The 17,715-nt window shown below is 70.8% G+C and carries 18 protein-coding genes and 1 tRNA gene; 10 read left to right on the top strand and 9 right to left on the bottom strand.

The window, feature by feature from the left end:
- Positions 1-65: 65 nt before the first annotated feature.
- From POF73_RS11855 to POF73_RS11825, 7 genes are all read left to right on the top strand, one after another.
- Positions 66-704 (top strand): DUF2637 domain-containing protein, encoded by a 639-nt coding sequence (locus POF73_RS11855; protein WP_272114591.1) that lies wholly within the window; start codon positions 66-68, stop codon positions 702-704.
- A gap of 12 nt (positions 705-716) precedes the next feature.
- Positions 717-908 (top strand): mobile element transfer protein, encoded by a 192-nt coding sequence (locus POF73_RS11850; RefSeq protein WP_019753380.1) that lies wholly within the window; start codon positions 717-719, stop codon positions 906-908.
- Between the two features lie 15 nt (positions 909-923).
- On the top strand, positions 924-1,118 hold the full coding sequence (locus POF73_RS11845) for a hypothetical protein (RefSeq protein ID WP_272114589.1): 195 nt from the start codon (positions 924-926) through the stop codon (positions 1,116-1,118).
- Positions 1,119-1,142: 24 nt separating this feature from the next.
- Positions 1,143-1,388, top strand: coding sequence for a SpdD protein (locus tag POF73_RS11840; RefSeq protein ID WP_272114588.1), 246 nt, complete (start codon positions 1,143-1,145; stop codon positions 1,386-1,388).
- A 142-nt stretch (positions 1,389-1,530) separates the two neighbouring features.
- A complete protein-coding gene (locus POF73_RS11835) occupies positions 1,531-2,841 on the top strand; it encodes a replication initiator (protein ID WP_443049496.1) in 1,311 nt (436 codons plus the stop codon).
- Positions 2,838-3,050, top strand: coding sequence for an excisionase family DNA-binding protein (locus POF73_RS11830; RefSeq protein ID WP_272114586.1), 213 nt, complete (start codon positions 2,838-2,840; stop codon positions 3,048-3,050). Before POF73_RS11835 ends, POF73_RS11830 begins: the two co-directional genes overlap by 4 nt.
- Complete coding sequence (locus POF73_RS11825) at positions 3,050-4,240, top strand: tyrosine-type recombinase/integrase (protein ID WP_272114585.1); 1,191 nt, start codon at positions 3,050-3,052, stop codon at positions 4,238-4,240. The genes POF73_RS11830 and POF73_RS11825 overlap by 1 nt, the downstream gene beginning before the upstream one ends.
- A 49-nt stretch (positions 4,241-4,289) precedes the next feature.
- Here POF73_RS11825 and POF73_RS11820 read toward each other — a convergent pair.
- Positions 4,290-4,363 (bottom strand) — tRNA-Gly (locus POF73_RS11820).
- 556 nt (positions 4,364-4,919) lie between these two features.
- Here POF73_RS11820 and dcd point away from each other — a divergent pair.
- On the top strand, positions 4,920-5,495 hold the full coding sequence (gene dcd / locus POF73_RS11815) for a dCTP deaminase (RefSeq protein WP_271664986.1): 576 nt from the start codon (positions 4,920-4,922) through the stop codon (positions 5,493-5,495).
- A complete protein-coding gene (locus POF73_RS11810) occupies positions 5,492-5,998 on the top strand; it encodes a phosphoribosyltransferase (RefSeq protein ID WP_272114584.1) in 507 nt (168 codons plus the stop codon). Before dcd ends, POF73_RS11810 begins: the two co-directional genes overlap by 4 nt.
- Positions 5,999-6,106: 108 nt before the next feature.
- Here the strand turns inward: POF73_RS11810 and POF73_RS11805 are convergent, their stop codons facing one another.
- The 7 genes from POF73_RS11805 to POF73_RS11775 form a co-directional block, all read right to left on the bottom strand.
- Complete coding sequence (locus tag POF73_RS11805; RefSeq protein ID WP_272114583.1) at positions 6,107-7,132, bottom strand: Yip1 family protein; 1,026 nt, start codon at positions 7,130-7,132, stop codon at positions 6,107-6,109.
- 39 nt (positions 7,133-7,171) lie between these two features.
- Positions 7,172-8,611 (bottom strand): FG-GAP and VCBS repeat-containing protein, encoded by a 1,440-nt coding sequence (locus POF73_RS11800; protein ID WP_272114582.1) that lies wholly within the window; start codon positions 8,609-8,611, stop codon positions 7,172-7,174.
- Between the two features lie 84 nt (positions 8,612-8,695).
- Complete coding sequence (locus POF73_RS11795) at positions 8,696-10,129, bottom strand: FG-GAP-like repeat-containing protein (protein WP_272114581.1); 1,434 nt, start codon at positions 10,127-10,129, stop codon at positions 8,696-8,698.
- A gap of 130 nt (positions 10,130-10,259) precedes the next feature.
- Positions 10,260-11,738 (bottom strand): VCBS repeat-containing protein, encoded by a 1,479-nt coding sequence (locus POF73_RS11790; protein WP_272114580.1) that lies wholly within the window; start codon positions 11,736-11,738, stop codon positions 10,260-10,262.
- A gap of 487 nt (positions 11,739-12,225) precedes the next feature.
- A complete protein-coding gene (locus tag POF73_RS11785; RefSeq protein WP_272114579.1) occupies positions 12,226-13,581 on the bottom strand; it encodes an FG-GAP and VCBS repeat-containing protein in 1,356 nt (451 codons plus the stop codon).
- A gap of 175 nt (positions 13,582-13,756) precedes the next feature.
- The gene (locus tag POF73_RS11780) at positions 13,757-14,818 is read right to left on the bottom strand and encodes a hypothetical protein (protein WP_272114578.1); all 1,062 of its coding nucleotides are present in this window, start codon (positions 14,816-14,818) and stop codon (positions 13,757-13,759) included.
- A gap of 112 nt (positions 14,819-14,930) precedes the next feature.
- On the bottom strand, positions 14,931-16,196 hold the full coding sequence (locus POF73_RS11775; protein WP_272114577.1) for an FG-GAP repeat domain-containing protein: 1,266 nt from the start codon (positions 16,194-16,196) through the stop codon (positions 14,931-14,933).
- A 185-nt stretch (positions 16,197-16,381) separates the two neighbouring features.
- On the opposite strand from POF73_RS11775, the gene POF73_RS11770 reads away from it, so the two are divergent.
- Positions 16,382-17,176, top strand: coding sequence for an SAM-dependent methyltransferase (locus POF73_RS11770; protein WP_272114576.1), 795 nt, complete (start codon positions 16,382-16,384; stop codon positions 17,174-17,176).
- Positions 17,177-17,237: 61 nt separating this feature from the next.
- Here the strand turns inward: POF73_RS11770 and POF73_RS11765 are convergent, their stop codons facing one another.
- Entirely contained in the window at positions 17,238-17,699 is a 462-nt protein-coding gene (locus tag POF73_RS11765; RefSeq protein ID WP_272114575.1) for a GNAT family N-acetyltransferase, read from the bottom strand.
- Positions 17,700-17,715 lie beyond the last annotated feature (16 nt).

Here is a 17,715-nt window from a genome sequence, read left to right as displayed (position 1 = left end):
TCGGCGTGACCGCCTCACGCCAACGCCCTACCCCTCCCATGCCTGAACCCGAAAGGAGCCGCATCATGCGCGCCCACCTGGCCCGCGTCGACGCGGTGCTCGTCCAGGCGCTCATTGCCGCCGCCCTGTCCTTCGCCCACTTGCACGACATCGCCTTGGCGGCCGGACAGGACGGCTGGAAGGCGTGGGCCTACCCGATCAGCGTCGACCTGCTGCTCGTCGCTGCCTGGCGTCGGCTGCGCTCGGGTGACGCGAAAGCGGCTGGGTGGTGCTGGTTCGTCATCGCGCTCGCAGCATCCCTCGGCGCCAACGTGGCCACTGCCGGGCTGCTCGACATGAACGAGGTGCCGGCCTGGCTGCGCATCCTCGTCGCGGGCTGGCCCGCGGTTGCCTTCCTCGGCGGAACCCTCCTCGCCCACTCCGCCCCGTCGACGGCACCAGACAACGGCACCGAGTTCGACGTTGACGCCGTCGAGGGCCAGGAAGACGCGCCCGAACTCGCTCCCGAGCCACCTACCCAACCGGCCCTCGAAGCGTCGCCCGAGCGTCCCACCGTCCCCGTCCCGACTGCCCTGGTCGACCACGCCCGCAAGGTCGCCGCCGAGCACCACACCCGCACCGGAAAGCCCATCGACACCCCAACCCTGCGCGCCCGTCTCGGCGTCCCGGCGCCCATGGCCGAAGCCATCGCTGCACAGCTCTGAAAGGAGACCCACGTGACCGCCAACCGCCGTTTCCGCAACGTCGTCCGCATCGGCCCCGTCCAGGTCGGCACTTCGTACGACGGCAGGGGCCGAGAGAAGCACACCGCTGCCTGCACGGCTCCGCGCTGCGGCTTCTCCTCCGACTACGACAGCCGCGCCGCCGCCGAGCTGGCCGCTCGCACCCACCGCTGCCCCGTCCGCTGAAAGGACCCCGCACCCGTGACTGTCAGCCTTCCGCTCGTCGCCGTCCTCGGCTTCTTCGCCTGGGGAGCGGTCAAGTTCCTCGGTGTCCGGACCTGGATCGTCGTCCTGATCGCCCTCTTCGGCTTCTGGCTCTCCCACACCTTCATGGCCCCCGCCATCGAGTCCGGCACGCGCTCCGGCGTGGACGTCATAAACGGCTCACATGACTAGACGAGTAGATGAGAAGGGATCGCTGTGCTGCTGCCCAAGTACCCCGACAACCCCACCCCGCCGCCCACGCACGTCCACACGCCGACTGCTCCGACGCCGGTAGGGCGCTCACTCCCGCAGGTCTCGATCAGTACGGGAGCCGTCGTGGCCGTGATCACGGGTGGCGTGGTCCTCACCGCGCTCATGGCGGCCGTCGCCGTCTCGGCCATCTCCGTGGCCATCGCCGCCGTGGTCCTGCGCTCCCTGCTTCGCGACCACCACAGGCGCTGAACGACGCATGACCTCCGGGGCGGCGCGACACGGCCAAGCATCCGCCGCCCCGGGGGCCTGTCCTCCCTGACCAGATCAGCCAGAAAAGGAGAACGCCATCTTCACCCGCACCACCCCGCCCCCACTGCCGGAACTCGCAAACCTGGCCACGGACGGCACGTTGCCGGGTATCGTCCACCAACTCTCCGGCCTCGGCGGCTGCACCCACCCGATCCGCCTCGACGGCCACCGCACCGAGTACGACATCGACACCGCGACCGGCGAAATCGGCCGAGTCCTCCACCACCTCGACTCGACCAGCCTCCCGGCCGGTCAGCTCCTGGTCCGCTGCAACAACCGCCGTATGACGAGGTGCCCGGCCTGCGCGGAGGTCTACCGCCGGGACACCTTTCACCTGATCACCTCGGGCCTACGAGGCGGCAAGGGCATCCCGGAACACGTCGCCGCCCACCCGCGCGTGTTCGCCACCTTCACCGCGCCGAGCTTCGGCCCAGTCCACAACCGTCCAACAGGCCCGGCCGGAACAGTCCGACCCTGCCGCTGCGGCGTCACGCACGGCCAAGAGGACGACGCCCTGGGCACCCCCCTTGCTCCAGACACCTACGACTACGAAGCAGCTGTGCTCTGGAATGCACACGCAGGTCAGCTCTGGCGACGCTTCTCGACCTACCTGCGCCGGGAGGTCGCCAAGCGCGCGGGCCTGTCCCAGCGCAGGTTCCGCGAACACGGGCGCGTGTCGTTCGCCAAGGTCGCCGAGTACCAGAAGCGGGGCGCCGTCCACTTCCACGCAGTCATCCGCATCGACGGCCCCAGCGGTGGCGACACCCCGCCTCCGCCCTGGGCCACGGCCGAGCTGCTCACCGACGCCATCCGCGCTGCCGCAGCCAAGGTCCGCGTGGACGGTCCGGTCATCGACGGGCGCACCCACACCTTCACCTTCGGCCGCCAACTCGACGTCCGCACCATCCGATCCGCCGAGTTCAACGACGGCCAGGAACTCACCGAACGCGCCGTCGCCGCCTACATCGCCAAGTACGCCACCAAGGGCGCCGAGACCGCGACAGGTGCCCTCGACCGGCCACTTAAGTTCGCCGCCGAGCTGGCCCAACTCGACATCAGCGACCACGCCCGCCGCCTGATCCGCACCGCGTGGAGCCTCGGCGCACGCAAGGAACTGGAACACCTCCGCCTTCGGGCCTGGGCCCACATGCTCGGCTTCCGCGGCCACTTCTCCACCAAGTCCCGCCGCTACTCCACCACCCTCGGCGCCCTCCGCGACGCCCGCGCCGAATGGCGCCGAGCCCAAGCTGCAGTAGCCAACGGCCCTGAGACCGACACGATGTACGTCCTCGCGCACTGGGTCTTCGCCGGTACCGGCCTCTCGGACGCCGAAGCCTGGCTTGCCGCATCTCTCAAACCCGCCCCCGGAACGGAAGGAGAGCCCACCGCATGACCGACCGCTACCTGTCCGTCGACCAGGTCGCCGAACTGCTCGGCACCACCACCCGCTTCCCCCGGCGGCTGATCGAGGAACGACGCATCCGGTACGTGAAGGTCGGCCGGCATGTTCGCATCCCGGAGAGCGCGGTCGAGGAGTTCATCCGGTCCCGCACGGTAGAGCCGCTGAGGCGGCCCCGGCCGCGCTACGGGAGGGCTGCCTGATGGCCAACAGCAAGGGCAGGCGACGCCGCTTCGGGGCGATCAGACGGCTTCCCTCCGGCCGCTACCAGGCGCGCTATCCGGGGCCTGACGGCGTGATGCGTCCGGCTCCGGTCACCTTCGAGACGACGGCGGACGCGGACGACTGGCTTGCTGAGAAGCAGACGGAGATCCGCCGTGGCGAGTGGCGCGATCCGGGGGCCGGGGCGGTGAGCTTCCGCGCATACGCCGACAAGTGGGTTGAGGAACGGGAGTTGGCTCCGCTGTCTCGGGACCTCTACCTCTATCTGCTCGACAAGCACCTGTTTGCCTTCGCCGAGTTGGACTTGGACGAGATCACCGCACCGCGCGTCCGCGAGTGGCGGGCCGAACGGCTGCGGATCACGGGCGCCAAAACGATCACGGCTAAGGCGTACCGGCTGCTGAAAGCCATCATGGAAACCGCCGTGGATGACGAGCTGATTACGCGCAATCCGTGCCGGATCAAGGGGGCCGGTAAGGAGAAGGCGGCTGAGCGGCGCATCGCCACCGTCGCCCAGGTCGACGCGCTCGCCAACGCTGTGGGGATGCGGTGGCGTCTGATGGTGTACCTCGGCGCCTACGGTCCGATGCGGCCGGAAGAGCTGGCCGGCCTCCGTCGCCGGGATGTCGACCTCGACAACCTTCGTATTCGTGTCCGCCTCGCCGAGCCGGAGCGGATGAACGGGCGGCGGGTCCAGGGCGACACCAAGTCGGAGGCTGGCACCCGGACTGTGATTCTTCCCGCGTTCCTCCGTCGGGAGCTCCGCTGGCACCTGGAGAGCTACGCCGAGTCGGGTCCTGACGGTCTGCTCTTCGTCGGCGAGAAGGGCGCACCGTTCCGGCGCAGCACCTTCGGTCGGAAGTGGCGGAAGGCGCGTGAGATCGTCGGCATGCCTGAGGGCTTCCGGTTCTACGATCTCCGGCACACCGGACACACCCTGTCCACTCGATCCGGCGCCACCCTGAAGGACACGATGGTCCGTGCCGGGCAGTCCTCCGAGAAGGCCGCGCTGATCTATCAGCACTCCGACGACGAACGACAGCAGGAAGTTGCTGCCGGACTCGACGCGACCGTACGCAAGGCACGCCAGGAAGCTGCGGCCGTGCCAGATGATCCGCCGGATGAGCCGGACGATCAGCGTTCTGGCACGAATCTGGCACGCGACGACTGATCACAGTGGACAGCAAAAAGGCCCGGGTCTCTGACCTGGGCCTTAATCATGGAGCGGGTGACGAGAATCGAACTCGCGCTCTCAGCTTGGGAAGCTGATGTTCTACCATTAAACTACACCCGCGTAAGACGCCCGCTCCGTGATGATCCGGAGGCGGTGTCCGATCGCTTCGTCACTGTACCTCATCTCCGGTCCCAGGCGCTGATGCCGAGGGGCCTGAGGGCGTTTCAGGGGTGGGATCCTGGTGCGGGGGGCCGGAGTTGGGGCGTACGGTGGAGGTGTGGGAGAGGGGCCGCGCGGGGTCGGAGCGCCGCCTGGAGGGCCGTCCCTTTGATCCCGTAATGTGGCCTCTCGTCGTCAGGCAGGCAGCAGTCAGACGCGGCTCTTGGGGAAGGGACTCTAGGACTTGATGGAGCGCACCGTCGTCCGTTGTGCCGATGGGCACGTGTTCAGCACCGCTTCGTTCCCGATGCAGCAGGCCGAGCGCCTCGGCCCCGGCCGGCTCGTCCGATGTCCCCGCTGTGCCCGGCTCCGCAGTGTGGTGCCGGTGCAGCTGGAGAATCGGTAACCGAGCTGAAGCACCGGAAGCAGCGGAAGTACACGCGGTACCAGCAGTGACAGCCTGGCGCGCGGGCGGCGCGATTGTCGTCGTTCCGCGCGCCTTGCGTATCCTCGGGGCGTGCTTCTCTCAGACAAGGACATCCGGGCCGAGATCGACGCCGGGCGGGTACGGATCGATCCCTACGACCAGACCATGGTGCAGCCGTCCAGCATCGACGTACGGCTGGACCGGTACTTCCGGGTGTTCGAGAACCACCGGTACCCGCACATCGACCCCTCTGTCGAGCAGGCGGACCTGACGCGGCTCGTCGAACCGGAGGGCGACGAGCCGTTCATCCTGCATCCCGGGGAGTTCGTGCTCGCGTCGACGTACGAGGTCATCACCCTGCCCGATGATCTTGCTTCCCGGCTCGAAGGGAAGTCCTCGCTCGGGCGGCTCGGGCTCGTCACCCACTCCACCGCCGGGTTCATCGACCCGGGGTTCAGCGGGCACGTCACCCTTGAGCTGTCCAACCTCGCCACGCTCCCCATCAAGCTCTGGCCCGGCATGAAGATCGGCCAGCTGTGCATGTTCCGGCTCACCTCGCCGGCCGAGTTCCCGTACGGCAGTGAGCGGTACGGATCCCGGTACCAGGGGCAGCGCGGGCCCACCGCCTCGCGGTCCTTCCAGAACTTCCACAGGACACAGGTATGAGCGACGGCGGCCAAGCACGCGAGAATCTGACCTATGAGCGGTTCGGCGCCGCCATCCGTGAGCTCGCGCAGACCATCGCCGACGACGGGTTCGAGCCGGACATCGTGCTCAGCATCGCCCGGGGCGGGGTCTTCGTCGCCGGTGGGCTCGCCTATGCCCTCGACTGCAAGAACCTGCATCTGGTGAACGTCGAGTTCTATACGGGTGTGGGGACCACACTCGAAATGCCCGTCATGCTCGCTCCCGTCCCCAACGCGATCGACTTCACCGACAAGAAGGTGCTGATCGCCGACGACGTCGCCGACACCGGCAAGACGCTCAAGCTCGTCCACGACTTCTGCCTCGACCATGTCGCCGAGGTGCGGTCCGCCGTGATCTATGAGAAGTCCCACTCCCTCGTGAAGTGCGAGTACGTGTGGAAGCGGACCGATGAGTGGATCAACTTCCCGTGGAGCGTCGAGCCGCCCGTCGTTCGGCGGGTCGGGCAGGTTCTTGATGCCTGACCTGACGGACGGAACGTGAGAAGAGGCCCCCGGCTGACCGTGCCGGGGGCCTTTCTGCGTTCCGGGTCTTTCCGGGTCTTCCCGTGTCGTTCCGTGCTTCCCGTGTGCCTAGAACGTGCCCAGCTTCACGATCGACAGCAGGGCGACCAGCTGGATCGCGCTCGCGCCCAGGGCCTTCGGCCAGGGGAGGTCGTGGGACTTGGAGACCATCAGGGTGAGGAGGGCGCCCGCTGCGACCCAGGTCGCCCAGCCGAGGGCCTGGACGAAGGTCGCGTCGCCGCCGGCGAACATGGCGAAGACCAGGCGGGGGGCGTCGGTGAGGGACATGATCAGCATGGAGAGGCCGACCGTGGGCTGCCAGGCGCCGTCGCCGCCCAGCTGGCGGGCCAGGGTGTGGGTGACCACGCCCAGGACGAAGGCGGAGATCACCATCGCCACCGCCGTCGTCAGGACGATCGGGACCGCGTTGGAGAGGGTCGCGTTGATCGCGTCCTCGCGGGCGCTGTCGAAGCCGAAGACGGCCAGGAGGCCGTAGAGGAACGACACGACCAGGGCCGGGCCCCACATCGTGTAGTCCCGCATCTGGAGGAAGGTCTGGGTGGGGGAGAGGACGATGCCGCGCAGCAGGGCCTTCCAGTGCAGGCGGGGGCCGATCGGGCCGGCCGGGGCCGTGCCCGCCTGGTAGGTCCCGCCCTGGTTGTAGGGGTCCTCGCCGACCGAGAACGCCTGGGTGTGGCCGGGGTTGTTCGCCGCGTACGGGTCGTGCGGGGCCTGCGGGTAGCCGCCGTCGCCGAAGTACTCCGGCTCCCCGTGACCACCGTGGCCGCCATGACCGCCGTGGCCTCCGGCGCCGTAACCGCCCTGGCCGCCACCGCCGTTGGCCTGGGGCCAGCCGCCTCTGCCGCCGCCCTGGCCGCCGTGCGGTTGCTGCGGCGGCGGGGGATAGCCGTACGACGGTCCCTGGGGTGCCTGCTGCCCGTACGGAGGTTGTTGGGGGCGCGTTTGCGGGGTGCCGTTGTTCCGGCCGCCCCGTCCGATCCTGAATCCAGCCACGTCTTCGAACGTACCTGGTCCCGGAGAATCGCGTGCCGGGCCCTGCGGTTCGGGCCCGGCTTTGCGGCCGAGCTGTGACATCCCCTAGGGGGCTCGCCGGGGACTCTCTAGGGGACCTCCCTAGCCGAGCATGACCTGGCCCAGCCGCAGGTAGCCCGACGGCAGGCCCAGCGAGGCCGGGCCGAAGCTCACCGCCTTCGTGGTCGTCACGCCGGACGCCGAGCCGCGCAGGCTGTAGATGGCGCCCGCCGGGTGGTTCTCACCGTCCGCGCCCACGGACAGGTCGGCCCGGCCGTCGCCGTTGAGGTCGGACAGGCGTACCGACGCGCCGAAGCGGTCGGCGGTCTCGGCGGTGCCGGGGACGCCGGTCGTGTTCTGGGTGAAGGACTGGGCGCCGGTGGCGGTCAGGCCGGTCGCCGAGCCGCGCAGCACGGTGACGCTGCCGGCGATGTCCGCGCTGCCGATGTCCTCGTGGATCGTGCCGACCGCCACGTCCGCGTAGCCGTCGCGGTTGATGTCGGCGATGGACAGGGCGTTGCCGAACCAGTCGCTCTCCTCGTCCGCGCCCGGGACGCCGGGGGTGTCCTGGGTGATCGTGGTCTGCGGCTGGGTGCGGACGCCGTCCGCGCTGCCGAGGTAGGCCTTGATGGAGCCGCCGAGGCTGGTCACGCCCTCGTCGCCGTACGTCGACGCGACGACGTCGGCGTAGCCGTCGCCGTTGAGGTCGCCGACCGCCGCGAGCTCGTAGGCGCCGTTCTTGAGGAACGTCTGGCGGGTGAGGCCCGAGGCGGAGCCCAGGTAGACGAAGGTGCCGTTGTCGTACGTCTCCGCCTGGGTGCCGCTGACGACCAGGTCGGCGGTGCCGTCGCCGTTCACGTCACCGGCGGCGAGGTGCTGGGAGCCGTAGATGGCGCCGGTGTACAGGTCGGTGGCGAGCCGGTAGCGGGACGCGGCGCCGGAGGCCTTGAGGAAGCCGCCCTTGTGGATCCAGATGTCGCTGCCGGTGCTGCCGACGGCGAGGTCGGCCTTGCCGTCCCCGCTGAAGTCGCCGACGGTCAGGGACATGCCGTACTCGTTGTGGGCCGACGGGTCGGGGTCGGGGACGGCCTGGCCGCCGGACAGGCCGCTCTTGCCGCCCCAGACGATCACGACGGCGCCGGCGTCGGCGTTCTCGCCCGTGGAGCCGACGACGAGGTCGGCGTACCCGTCCCGGTTCAGGTCGCCGGAGGCGAGGGACTGGCCGAACTCGTCGTCCTGCTCGGCGGTGCCCGGGATGCCGGCCGTGTTCTGGGTGATGACGGTGCGGCGGGCGGCGCTGATGCCGTTCGCGGAGCCGTAGTTGACGACCACCGCTCCCGCGTCGGTCTTGCCGCCGACCGGGGTGTACGGGGCGGCGGTGGCGAGGTCGCGGTAGCCGTCGCCGTTGAAGTCGTCGGCGTACTTGGCGGGGGCCGCGGCGGCCGGGGCCGCGGTGAGCAGTGGGGTGGCCGTCAGAGTGGCGGCGACGGTGGCCGTGGCGAGGGCGAGGGCGTGGAGTCGGTTGCGGTGGGGCCGGGGCATGTGGGGGTTCTCCTGGTGTGGGGTGAGTGGTGGTCGGTCCCGGGTGGGTGAGAGCGCTGGTCGGTCCGGCAGTGCGGCGCTCCGTCAGCCCGTCAGTACGTCGCCGAAGTACGCCAGGCCTGCGGGCCCGCCCAGCGTCGTGCTGCCGAAGGACTTCGCGCCCGTGGCCGTGATGCCGGTGGACGTGCCGCGCAGGGCCCAGGCCGCGCCCGAGCCGGCGTTCTCGCCGCGGGCGGACGTGATCAGCTCCGCGCGGCCGTCCTTGCTCATGTCGGTGAGCAGGACCGCGTGGCCGAAGAAGTCGTGTCGCTCGGCCGTTCCGGGCACGCCCGAGGTGTCCTGCGAGAAGGGCTTGGCACCGCTGCCCGTCAGGCCGGCGGCCGAGCCGCGCAGGACCACGACCGAACCGGCGTCCGCCTGGCCGCTCAGGTCCTCGTTCGGGACTCCGACCGCGATGTCGGCGTAACCGTCGCCGTTCGTGTCACCGGCCGTGAGGCTCCAGCCGAAGGCGTCGTTCGTCTCAGCGGTGCCTGGCACGCCTGCCGTGTCCTGGGTGATACGGACGGGGGTACGGGTGCTCAGGCCGGTCGCCGCGCCGTACGTCACGGTGATCGCGCCGCCGAGGCCGCCGTTCGGCTCGGCGGCCGACTTCTCCATGAAGTCGCCGGTGACGATGTCGCCGTAGCCGTCCTTGTCGACGTCCGCGATGACCGCGTCGTAGCCGCCGGCGACCTTGGGGCCCGCCGTCGGGCCGGAGGCCGACCCCTTGTAGAAGACGCTGCGGGTGCGGTAGCCGCCGGTGATCTCCTCCTGGCCCATGACCAGCAGGTCCGATGTGCCGTCGCCGGTGACGTCGCCCGCCACGAGCTTGTCGGTGCTGACGCCGGTCTGCTCCTGGGTGTCGATGCCGACGAGCCCGGTGGCCGCGCCGGTACGGGAGATCGGCCCCTGGAAGATGTTGAGCCCCGGGGCGGCGACGTTCGCCGCGGCCAGGTCGGTGTCGCCGTCGCCGTCGAAGTCGCCGGTCGCCACGGACCAGCCGAGCTCGTTCTTGTACTCGGGCAGCGGCGAAGTGATGTCGGTGCCGGACTTGATGCCGGTCGCGCCGCCCCACAGCACCGTCAGAACGCCGAACTGGTCGGTGGCGGCGATCCGTTCGCGGTGCACTCCGACGACGATGTCCGTGTAACCGTCGCCGTCCAGGTCGCCGGTGGTCAGACGGTCGCCGAAGTCGTCGTAGTTCTCGGGGACGCCGGGAATGCCGTCAGTGGCCTGGCTGATGATCTGCCGCTTGCCGGTGTCCAGGCCGCTCGACGTGCCGTACATCACGGCGACGTAGCCGGCGTCGCTCTTGCCGGCGACCGGGGCGAGGGGCGCGCCGATGACGACGTCGCGGTAGCCGTCGCCGTTGAAGTCGCCGGACAGGCCGGACGGCGCGGCGGAGGCGGTGGCGGCGGGCAGCGCGGTGAGGAGGCCGCTGGTGAGAGCGGCGGCGAGGAGGAGGGTGCGCTTGCGCAAGGTCGGGGGCTCCTGGGAGGGGAGGGGGCCGGGCCCGTGGGGACGGGGGACGGGCCCGGCCGGGGAGTCGTACGACGGGTGAGGTCGTACGACAGGTAGTGGTTCGAGCGGTTATGAGTTGTACGGCGGCTCAGTCGGCGAAGTTCGAGCCGAAGTACGGGGCGCCCGTCGTCGAGACGCCGGAGGTGCTCGGCGAGACGGTGCGGGAGCCGGTCGCGGTGATCTTCGCGCCGTCGGACGGCAGGTAGAGAACCGCGCCGTTGCCGTCGTTCTCACCCGAGCCCGCGACGAGGTCGGCTCGGCCGTCGCCGGTGACGTCGTCGAGCTTGACATCCATGCCGAGCTGGTCGTCGTTCTCGTCGTCGCCCGGGACGCCCGGGGTGCTCTGGGCGAAGGACTGGGCGCCGGAGGCGGTGTTCAGGCCGGTCGCGCTGCCGTAGAGGATCGTGACCGCGCCCGTGTTCACGGCGCTGCCGATGTTCTCGCCGGCGACGCCGATGGCGAGGTCGAGATAGCCGTCGCCGTTGACGTCGCCGAGGTCGAGCTCGTAGCCGAAGTAGTCGTTGCCCTCGGCGGTGCCGGGGACGTTGCCGGTGTCCTGGGTGATGCCGGTGGCGTACGAGGTGAGGGGGCCGTCGTCCGAGCCCTGGGTGACCCAGATCTTGCCGCCCTTGCCCGAGTCCGGGATCGAGGTGCCGTCGCTGGTGGTGGGGTTCCAGTAGGCGCCGCTGACGATGTCGCCCCAGCCGTCGTTGTCGATGTCGCCGATCGCGGTGATCATTCCGGGCTTGAGGGTCTTGGCGCCCGCGGTGCTCAGGCCGCCCGGGCCGCCGGGGATGAAGTAGTTGCGGTTCCAGCCGTAGCCGGTCTCGGTCTCGAAGCCGTCGACCACCAGGTCGGTCTCGCCGCCGTTGATGTCGCCCGCGGTCAGGTTCAGCGGGCCCCTGGCGTCGCTGCCCATGATCGGAGGCTTGATGGTGTAGCGGCCGCCCGCGACGCCGGAGGCGTTGAAACCGCCCTTGAAGACGTGGATGGTGGCGCTGCTGTTGCCGACGGCCAGGTCGGCCTTGCCGTCACCGTCGAAGTCGCCGGCGGCGAGGTTCTTGCCCCAGAAGTCGTGCGCGGACGGGGTCGGGTCGGCGATCGTCACGCCGGTGCCGGTGATGCCGGAGGCCGAGCCCCACAGGATGGCCAGCCCGCCGCCGTCGACGTCGCTGCCGACGTCCTCGCCCGGGGCGCTGACGGCGATGTCGTCGAAGCCGTCGCCGTTGAAGTCGGCGTACGCGGTCTCCGCGCCGAACCAGTCACCGGCCTCGGCGGTACCCGGGCTGCCGGTGGTGTTCTGGCTGACGGTGCTGCGCTTGGCGGAGGACACGCCGGTGCCGGTGCCGTAGAGGGCGACGATCTGGCCGGCGGCCTTCTTGCCGCCGACGTAGGCGTCCTGGGCCGAGAAGGCCACGTCGCCGATGCCGTCGCCGTTGAAGTCGGCGTGCGGGACGTCGGTGGAGTCCGCGGCGGTCGCCGTCGACGCCGCGAAGGTGAGCAGACCGCCCGTCAGCGCGGCCGCGGTGGCCGTCGCGAGGGCGAGTCGCAGGTGGTGCTTCTGCATGCGGTTCTCCTGCTGCATGCGGGGATGCCTGGCGGGCATCCGCAGTCATTGGGGGTGCGGACCGTTTCGTGTTCGCCGGGAGTTGTCCTCGGGTTCACTGGGCGGTCGGCGATCAGGAGACCTGCGACGGTTCGTAAGGGTTGTACGTGAGTTCGTTAAATCTTTGAGCTTGCTGGGGCTCGGTGTGCCAGGAGCCCGGCACGGGGATCACGCCACCGTCACCGGGCTCGCCGCCCTCACACGACACCTGGGGTCTGTCGTTTGGATCATGCCGGCGTCGCGGGCCCTGGCACGCACTCCCCCAGAGGGGGGACCCCCAGCCGCGTTGTCGTCGGTTGCCGACTCTCCCACGCTCGAACAACCTCGCGCGGGGGGACCCCCATCGCGTCGCCGCCCTCCTCCGCCTTGCAGCTGCACGCACCAGACCCCGCTCGGCTCGGCCGGTCTGCGCGGTCTCCTGCAGCCGACCTGATCCAAACAACAGACCCTAGTCGCTGAACGTCCCGCCCATTTCCGGCAGTTCCGTCAGCCCGCTCGCCGTCGGCCCACCGCTCGCGCCGCGCAGCAGCACGCTGACGTTCGCCGCGCCGATGGCCAGGTCCGCCCTGCCGTCGCCGGTCACGTCGCGCACGCGCAGCGCGGAGCCGAAGGACTCGTACGAGTCGGCCGGACCCTGAACCGTCTGCGGGATCCACGACGACCGCGAACCGCTCAGCCCGCCGGAGCCGCCCCGGAACACATGGACGCCGCCCTGGTCCGCCAGGCCGTTCACATCCTCCTGGGGCACGCCGACCGCCAGGTCCGCGTAGCCGTCGCCGTTGGTGTCGCCGGCCGAGACGGCGTAGCCGAAGTTGTCGTCCGCCTCGGGGCTGCCGGAGACGCCGGAGCTGGCCTGGTTGTACGTCATCGAGCCGCTCGGGCCGGAGGACGTGCCGCGCCAGACGCTGACGATGCCCTTGCCGTCGTTGTTGTCGGGCAGGCCGACGGCGATGTCGCCGTAGCCGTCCTTGTCGAAGTCGCCGATCGCGGCGGTCCGGGGAGCGCTGGTGTACGTCTTGGAGGCGCCTGAAGTCAGGCCGCCCGAGGCACCCTTGAGGAACCAGACGCGCGGGGTCGGCCTGTTGTCGATGAACTGCTCGCCGAGCACCACCAGGTCGGTCTTGCCGTCGCCGTTGACCTTGCCGGCCGCGAGGCCGGACGAGTACCAGCCCTGGCCCGTCTTGTCGATCCGGCTGACGCTGCCCGTCGTACCGGACTTGGTGAAGCCGCCCCGGTACAGCCAGGCCTCCGAGCCGCCGATGGCCGCGAGGTCCGGCGAGCCGTCGCCGTTGAAGTCGCCGGTGGCCAGGTCGCGGCCGAAGTAGCTGCCGGCGCCGGACTTCGGGGTCACGTTGGTGCCGCCGGAGAGGCCGGACCTGGAGCCCCAGACGATGGTGACCGAGCCGCGGTACTGCGTGCCGCCGACCGTCTCCATCGAGTTGCCGACGATCAGGTCGGCGTAGCCGTCCTTGTTGAGATCGGCGCTGGTGATCGACTCGCCGAACGTGTCGTCTTCCTCGCCGGTGCCGGGGATGCCCGGGCTGTCCTGGTGGACGACCTGGGTGCGGGAGGTGTCGAGGCCGCCGGCCTTGCCGTAGACGACGTTGACGGCGCCGCCCTTCCAGCCGCCGGCGCCGGAGATGCCGCTGTAGTAGTGGCCGTACGCCAGGTCCCGGTAGCCGTCGCCGTTGAAGTCGTCGTAGTGCTTGGCGACCGCGGCGGACGCCGGGGTGCCCAGGGCGAGCGGGGTCAGACCGGCGGTGAGGAGGGCGGCGGCCAGGGCCGCCGAGGTGTGTCTGCGCATGGGGTGGGAGTCGTCCTCGGCTTCACAGGGGGTGGTCGGCGATCAGGAGACCCTCGGTGGCGCGCAAGGGTTGTACGTGCGTTCGGGAAGTCCCTGTGGCGGCAGGGGCAGGGGCAGGGGCCGGCTGTCCGGACGGGGCAGGGGCAGGGGCCGCGGCCGGCTGTCCGGACGGTTCCTAGTCGCCGCCTCCTCCGCCGCCGTCCCCGCCCCCACCGCCGTCTCCGCCTCCGCCGTCGCCCCCACCGCCGTCCCCGCCCCAGCCGTCGCCACCGCCGCCGGAGTCGTTGTCGTCGCTGCTGTTCCCGAGGTTGCTGAACCAGGCGCGGTCCCACCAGTCGTCGGTGACGATCGGCTCACCGTCGTTCAGCGAGCGCCGCTCCGACCGGAACCGCGCCCAGCCCGTCGTGTCCCCGAGCCCGAAGGCGACGGAGAAGACCTGCGCCATGACGGCGTCCAGCGGGTCGGGGCTGTCGTACCGCACGGGGGACAGCGGCAGCAGTACCGCGCCCGGCTCCAGTACCGGTCGGCGCGGGGGCCGCGTCAGCAGGGCGACGGGGCGTTCGTCGCGCAACAGCCATGAGCTCGTGGCGTTCTCCCGCCGCAGCACCCATCGCTGCCCGGGCAGCCGTACCTCCACGGAACTCTTGGACTTGCGCAGCTTCTTCGTGAGTTCGAGCTGGGCCGTGGCGTCGCCGACCGTCAGGCGCAGGCCCTTGGAGGGTTCGGGGGAGTCACGACGGAAGCCGTACGGCGCTCGGATCCGTACGACGGGAGCGTGCGGCCCCCAGACGTCCACGCGTACCAGGCGCCGGTCCACCGCGACGGCGATCGGCCCGGCGGGCCCCGGCGCAAACCGCCGGGCGATCCACAGCGGTACGCCCTCGGCCTGGGCTCGGGCGGCCAGCGCGGCCACCTGGCCGGGCCCACCGCAGTGCCATACGGCCAGTTCCCCCAGCCGGTGGGCGAACTCGGCCGCTCGCCGCGCCCGCACCGGAGTGGTTGTGCCGGTGATGCGGGTCACGGGAACGACGCCGGTCCCCTGTGCCAGTCGCTGCAGCGGGCGTTCCGCCCCGCCGCCCCCGAGCCAGCAGCCGCGCTGGAACGCCTCCGCCATGGCGCCGAGGTTCAGCTCGCTCAACGGCGTGGGCCTGCCGCCGTTCCGCAGCCGGTCCTCGGTCAACTCCACGGTCCTGGCCAGCGGATTCCATGACTGCTCGTTGTAGAGCACCTGGCTCACGACACCCCCCGTGCTTGTGGGCCTGCAAGTGGGCCCACAGGTGGGGCCTCATAGAGCAGAGCGTGCCCGGCCCCTTCGCGGTTCCACCTGACGCATCCGAGTTCACGGGCCCTTACGGCGCCAGGAACTCCGAGCTGGAGAACCGTACCGACGGCTCCGCCGCCACCAGCCCCGTCTTCACGCCCGGGTACACGGCGACGGCGTCCTTCGTCTCGCCGACGTACGCCCGCACGACCAGTTCCGCCCGCCCGTCCCCGTCGAAGTCGCCGACGGTCACGACGCGTGTGGTGCCGCGTGCGGGGGGTTCCACGGTCACCATGCCCGCCGTCGCCAGTCCTGCCGTACGGCCGCGGAAGACGCGCAGCCGTGAGCCGCTGGAGACGAGTTCGCTGAGGCCGTCGCCGTCGAAGTCGGCGGCGTCGAGCACCGTGCCGGGGGCGTCGAGGGTGCCGCGTGCGGCGGTTGCGGGGAGGTCGTAGCGCAGGGACGTGCCGCCCATGGTGCCGATCGCCGCGTCCAGGGTGCCCTTGCCCTTGCCGAAGGTGCCGAGGGCCACGTCGATGCCGGCGGGGAGGGTGACTCCGGTGCGGGTGGGGCCGGCCGGGCCGCCGAGGACGACCGCGGACTTGCCGGCGCCCTCCGTCGTACGGACCACCAGGTCGTCGTACCCGTCGCCGTTGACGTCGGCGGACGGGCCCGTGGGGACGTTGCCGGGGGCCGGCACGGGGGCGCCCGCGGTCCTCGGGGTGCCCTTGCGGGTGAACGGGCCTTGCAGGAAGGAGAGCTGGACGTCGGAGGCGTGGACGACCAGGTCCTGCGCGTCGTCGCCGTCGAAGTCGCCGCACACCGGCTGGTCGGGCCAGTCGTTGCCGGCCCGGGCGCGCGCCGGGATCACCAGCTTGACCGCCTGGCCGGTCAGGCCCTTGGGCGAGCCGAAGAGGATCTGCAACGGCACCGGGGGCCGGCCCTGGCCGTCGTAGGGCGGGTCGGTGGAGACGACGAGGTCCGTGAAGCCGTCGCCGTCCAGGTCGCAGGTCGCCTCCGCGTCGAACACCGCGGGGAACTGTCCCTTCGTCGGGGCCGCCTGCCGCCGGGGGCTGAGCAGCTGCCGGGCGCCCGGGGTGAGCCCGCGGTCGCCGCCGTAGACGATGCCGATGCCCGCGTCGTCGGCGTGCGCCTGAGCCTTGACCAGGTCGTTGAGGACGAGGTCGCGGTGGCCGTCGCCGTTGAAGTCGTCGGGGATCTTGCTGCCCTTCCCTTGCGGGACGGGGAGCCGGGCGGGGGCGTCGGCGATCCGGACGGGGGTGTGCCGGGCCGGCTCGGCGTCCTCGTGCGGGGTGGGGCCGCAGGCCGTCGCCAGCAGGAGGGCGGTGCTCATGGCCGCCGTACACAACCCGGCTCTTCGCGTGGGCACCGTTCACCTCGTCAGCACCAGGGACAACAACTGGGCAATGATGCACGCGTTCGAGAGGAGGTGACAGTCCTGTGCACGCAATCGCGGACGGCGGGTCTAGGTTATGCGGTGACATCCGGCCAACTGGGCCGCCAACTCGGGGAGTTCCCATGCCAATTGAGCGCCCGTTGATCAACAGCAACGTGCCGCACTCCGCCCGGATCTGGAACTACTGGCTCGGCGGGAAGGACTGCTACGAGATAGACCGGCAGGTCGGCGACCAGATAGCGGGCGCCAACCCGGCGATCCTCGACATCGCCCTGGCCCAGCGGGCGTTCCTCGTCCGGACGGTGGAGTACCTCGTCCGCGAGGCCGGAATCCGTCAGTTCCTGGACGTCGGCACCGGACTGCCGACCGCGAACAACACCCACGAGGTCGCCCAGCGGCTCGTCCCCGAGACCCGGATCGTCTACGTCGACCACGACCCCGTCGTGCTGGCCCACGCCGAGGCGCTGCTCACCAGCACCCCCGAAGGCGTCACCGACTACATCGACGCCGACCTGCGCCGCCCCGAGGCCATCCTTGAGCAGGCCGCCAAGACCCTGGACTTCACTCAGCCGGTCGCGCTGATCCTGCTCGGCATCACCGCCCACGTCACCGACGACACCGTGTACGACATCGTCGGCCGCCTGATGGACGCACTGCCCTCCGGCAGCCACCTCGTGCTCTGCGACGACACCGAGGTGCTCAACCCGCAGCAGATGCGCGAGATGATCGAGCAGTGGAACGAGGCGAGCGACAACCCCCGGATCAACCGCAGCCCGCAGGAGCTCGCCCGGTTCTTCGACGGCCTGGAGCTGCTGGAGCCCGGCCTCGTCTCCGTCTCCCGCTGGCGCCCGAATGAGGCCGGTGAGCAGGCACCGGCCGAGGTGGACGACTTCGGTGGGGTGGGGCGCAAGCCGTAGAGGGCTGATGCCTGATGCCTGATGGCTGGTGGTCAGCGGCCGGCGTCCGGCGGTCGGCGGGCTAGTCGGTGGCGGTGGCGGTGGCGTGCGGGCGGCGAGTCATGAACACGTCCACCGGGTCCTCGGTGGCGACGGTGAACCCGTGCCGCTCGTACAGCCGTCGGGCCGCACTGCCCTGCAGCACGTTCAGCCGGACGAGGACTCCGTCGCGGTCGCAGCGCTCCAGCAGTTCGCGCAGGACGCCCGAACCGATGCCGCCGCCCTGGAGACGCGGGTCGAGATAGAAGTGCTCCAGCCAGTGGGCGTCCTCGGCCGGCCGCAGGGCCACACAGCCGGCGAACGCGCCGCCCGCCTCGATCACCCAGGTGTGGGCGGGCTCGTAGGCGTCCCGCAGCCGCTGCCGCACCCGCTGCTCGTCGTAGCGTCCGAGCCGCTCCAGATCCGGCCGCATCACCACGGCACGCAGTTCGGCCGCCGCTTCCAGGTCCGACGCCGAGGCCGGCCGTATCTCCCAGTCCGCCATGATCGCCACGGTACTG

It is taken from the genome of Streptomyces sp. HD (genome assembly GCF_028369295.1).
GTDB lineage: Bacteria > Actinomycetota > Actinomycetes > Streptomycetales > Streptomycetaceae > Streptomyces.
The sequence above is the reverse complement of the archived record's forward strand: the minus strand, read 5'-3'. Positions and strand labels throughout refer to the sequence as shown.

What these genes read in the sequence shown, in the direction of transcription:
- POF73_RS11855 (WP_272114591.1), top strand. Translation starts at nt 66, where the DNA reads ATGCGCGCCCACCTGGCCCGCGTCGACGCGGTGCTCGTCCAGGCGCTC.
- POF73_RS11830 (WP_272114586.1), top strand. Translation starts at nt 2,838, where the DNA reads ATGACCGACCGCTACCTGTCCGTCGACCAGGTCGCCGAACTGCTCGGC.
- POF73_RS11825 (WP_272114585.1), top strand. Translation starts at nt 3,050, where the DNA reads ATGGCCAACAGCAAGGGCAGGCGACGCCGCTTCGGGGCGATCAGACGG.
- POF73_RS11810 (WP_272114584.1), top strand. Translation starts at nt 5,492, where the DNA reads ATGAGCGACGGCGGCCAAGCACGCGAGAATCTGACCTATGAGCGGTTC.
- POF73_RS11805 (WP_272114583.1), bottom strand. Translation starts at nt 7,132, where the DNA reads ATGTCACAGCTCGGCCGCAAAGCCGGGCCCGAACCGCAGGGCCCGGCA.
- POF73_RS11800 (WP_272114582.1), bottom strand. Translation starts at nt 8,611, where the DNA reads ATGCCCCGGCCCCACCGCAACCGACTCCACGCCCTCGCCCTCGCCACG.
- POF73_RS11790 (WP_272114580.1), bottom strand. Translation starts at nt 11,738, where the DNA reads ATGCAGAAGCACCACCTGCGACTCGCCCTCGCGACGGCCACCGCGGCC.
- POF73_RS11785 (WP_272114579.1), bottom strand. Translation starts at nt 13,581, where the DNA reads ATGCGCAGACACACCTCGGCGGCCCTGGCCGCCGCCCTCCTCACCGCC.
- POF73_RS11775 (WP_272114577.1), bottom strand. Translation starts at nt 16,196, where the DNA reads ATGAGCACCGCCCTCCTGCTGGCGACGGCCTGCGGCCCCACCCCGCAC.
- POF73_RS11770 (WP_272114576.1), top strand. Translation starts at nt 16,382, where the DNA reads ATGCCAATTGAGCGCCCGTTGATCAACAGCAACGTGCCGCACTCCGCC.
- POF73_RS11765 (WP_272114575.1), bottom strand. Translation starts at nt 17,699, where the DNA reads ATGGCGGACTGGGAGATACGGCCGGCCTCGGCGTCGGACCTGGAAGCG.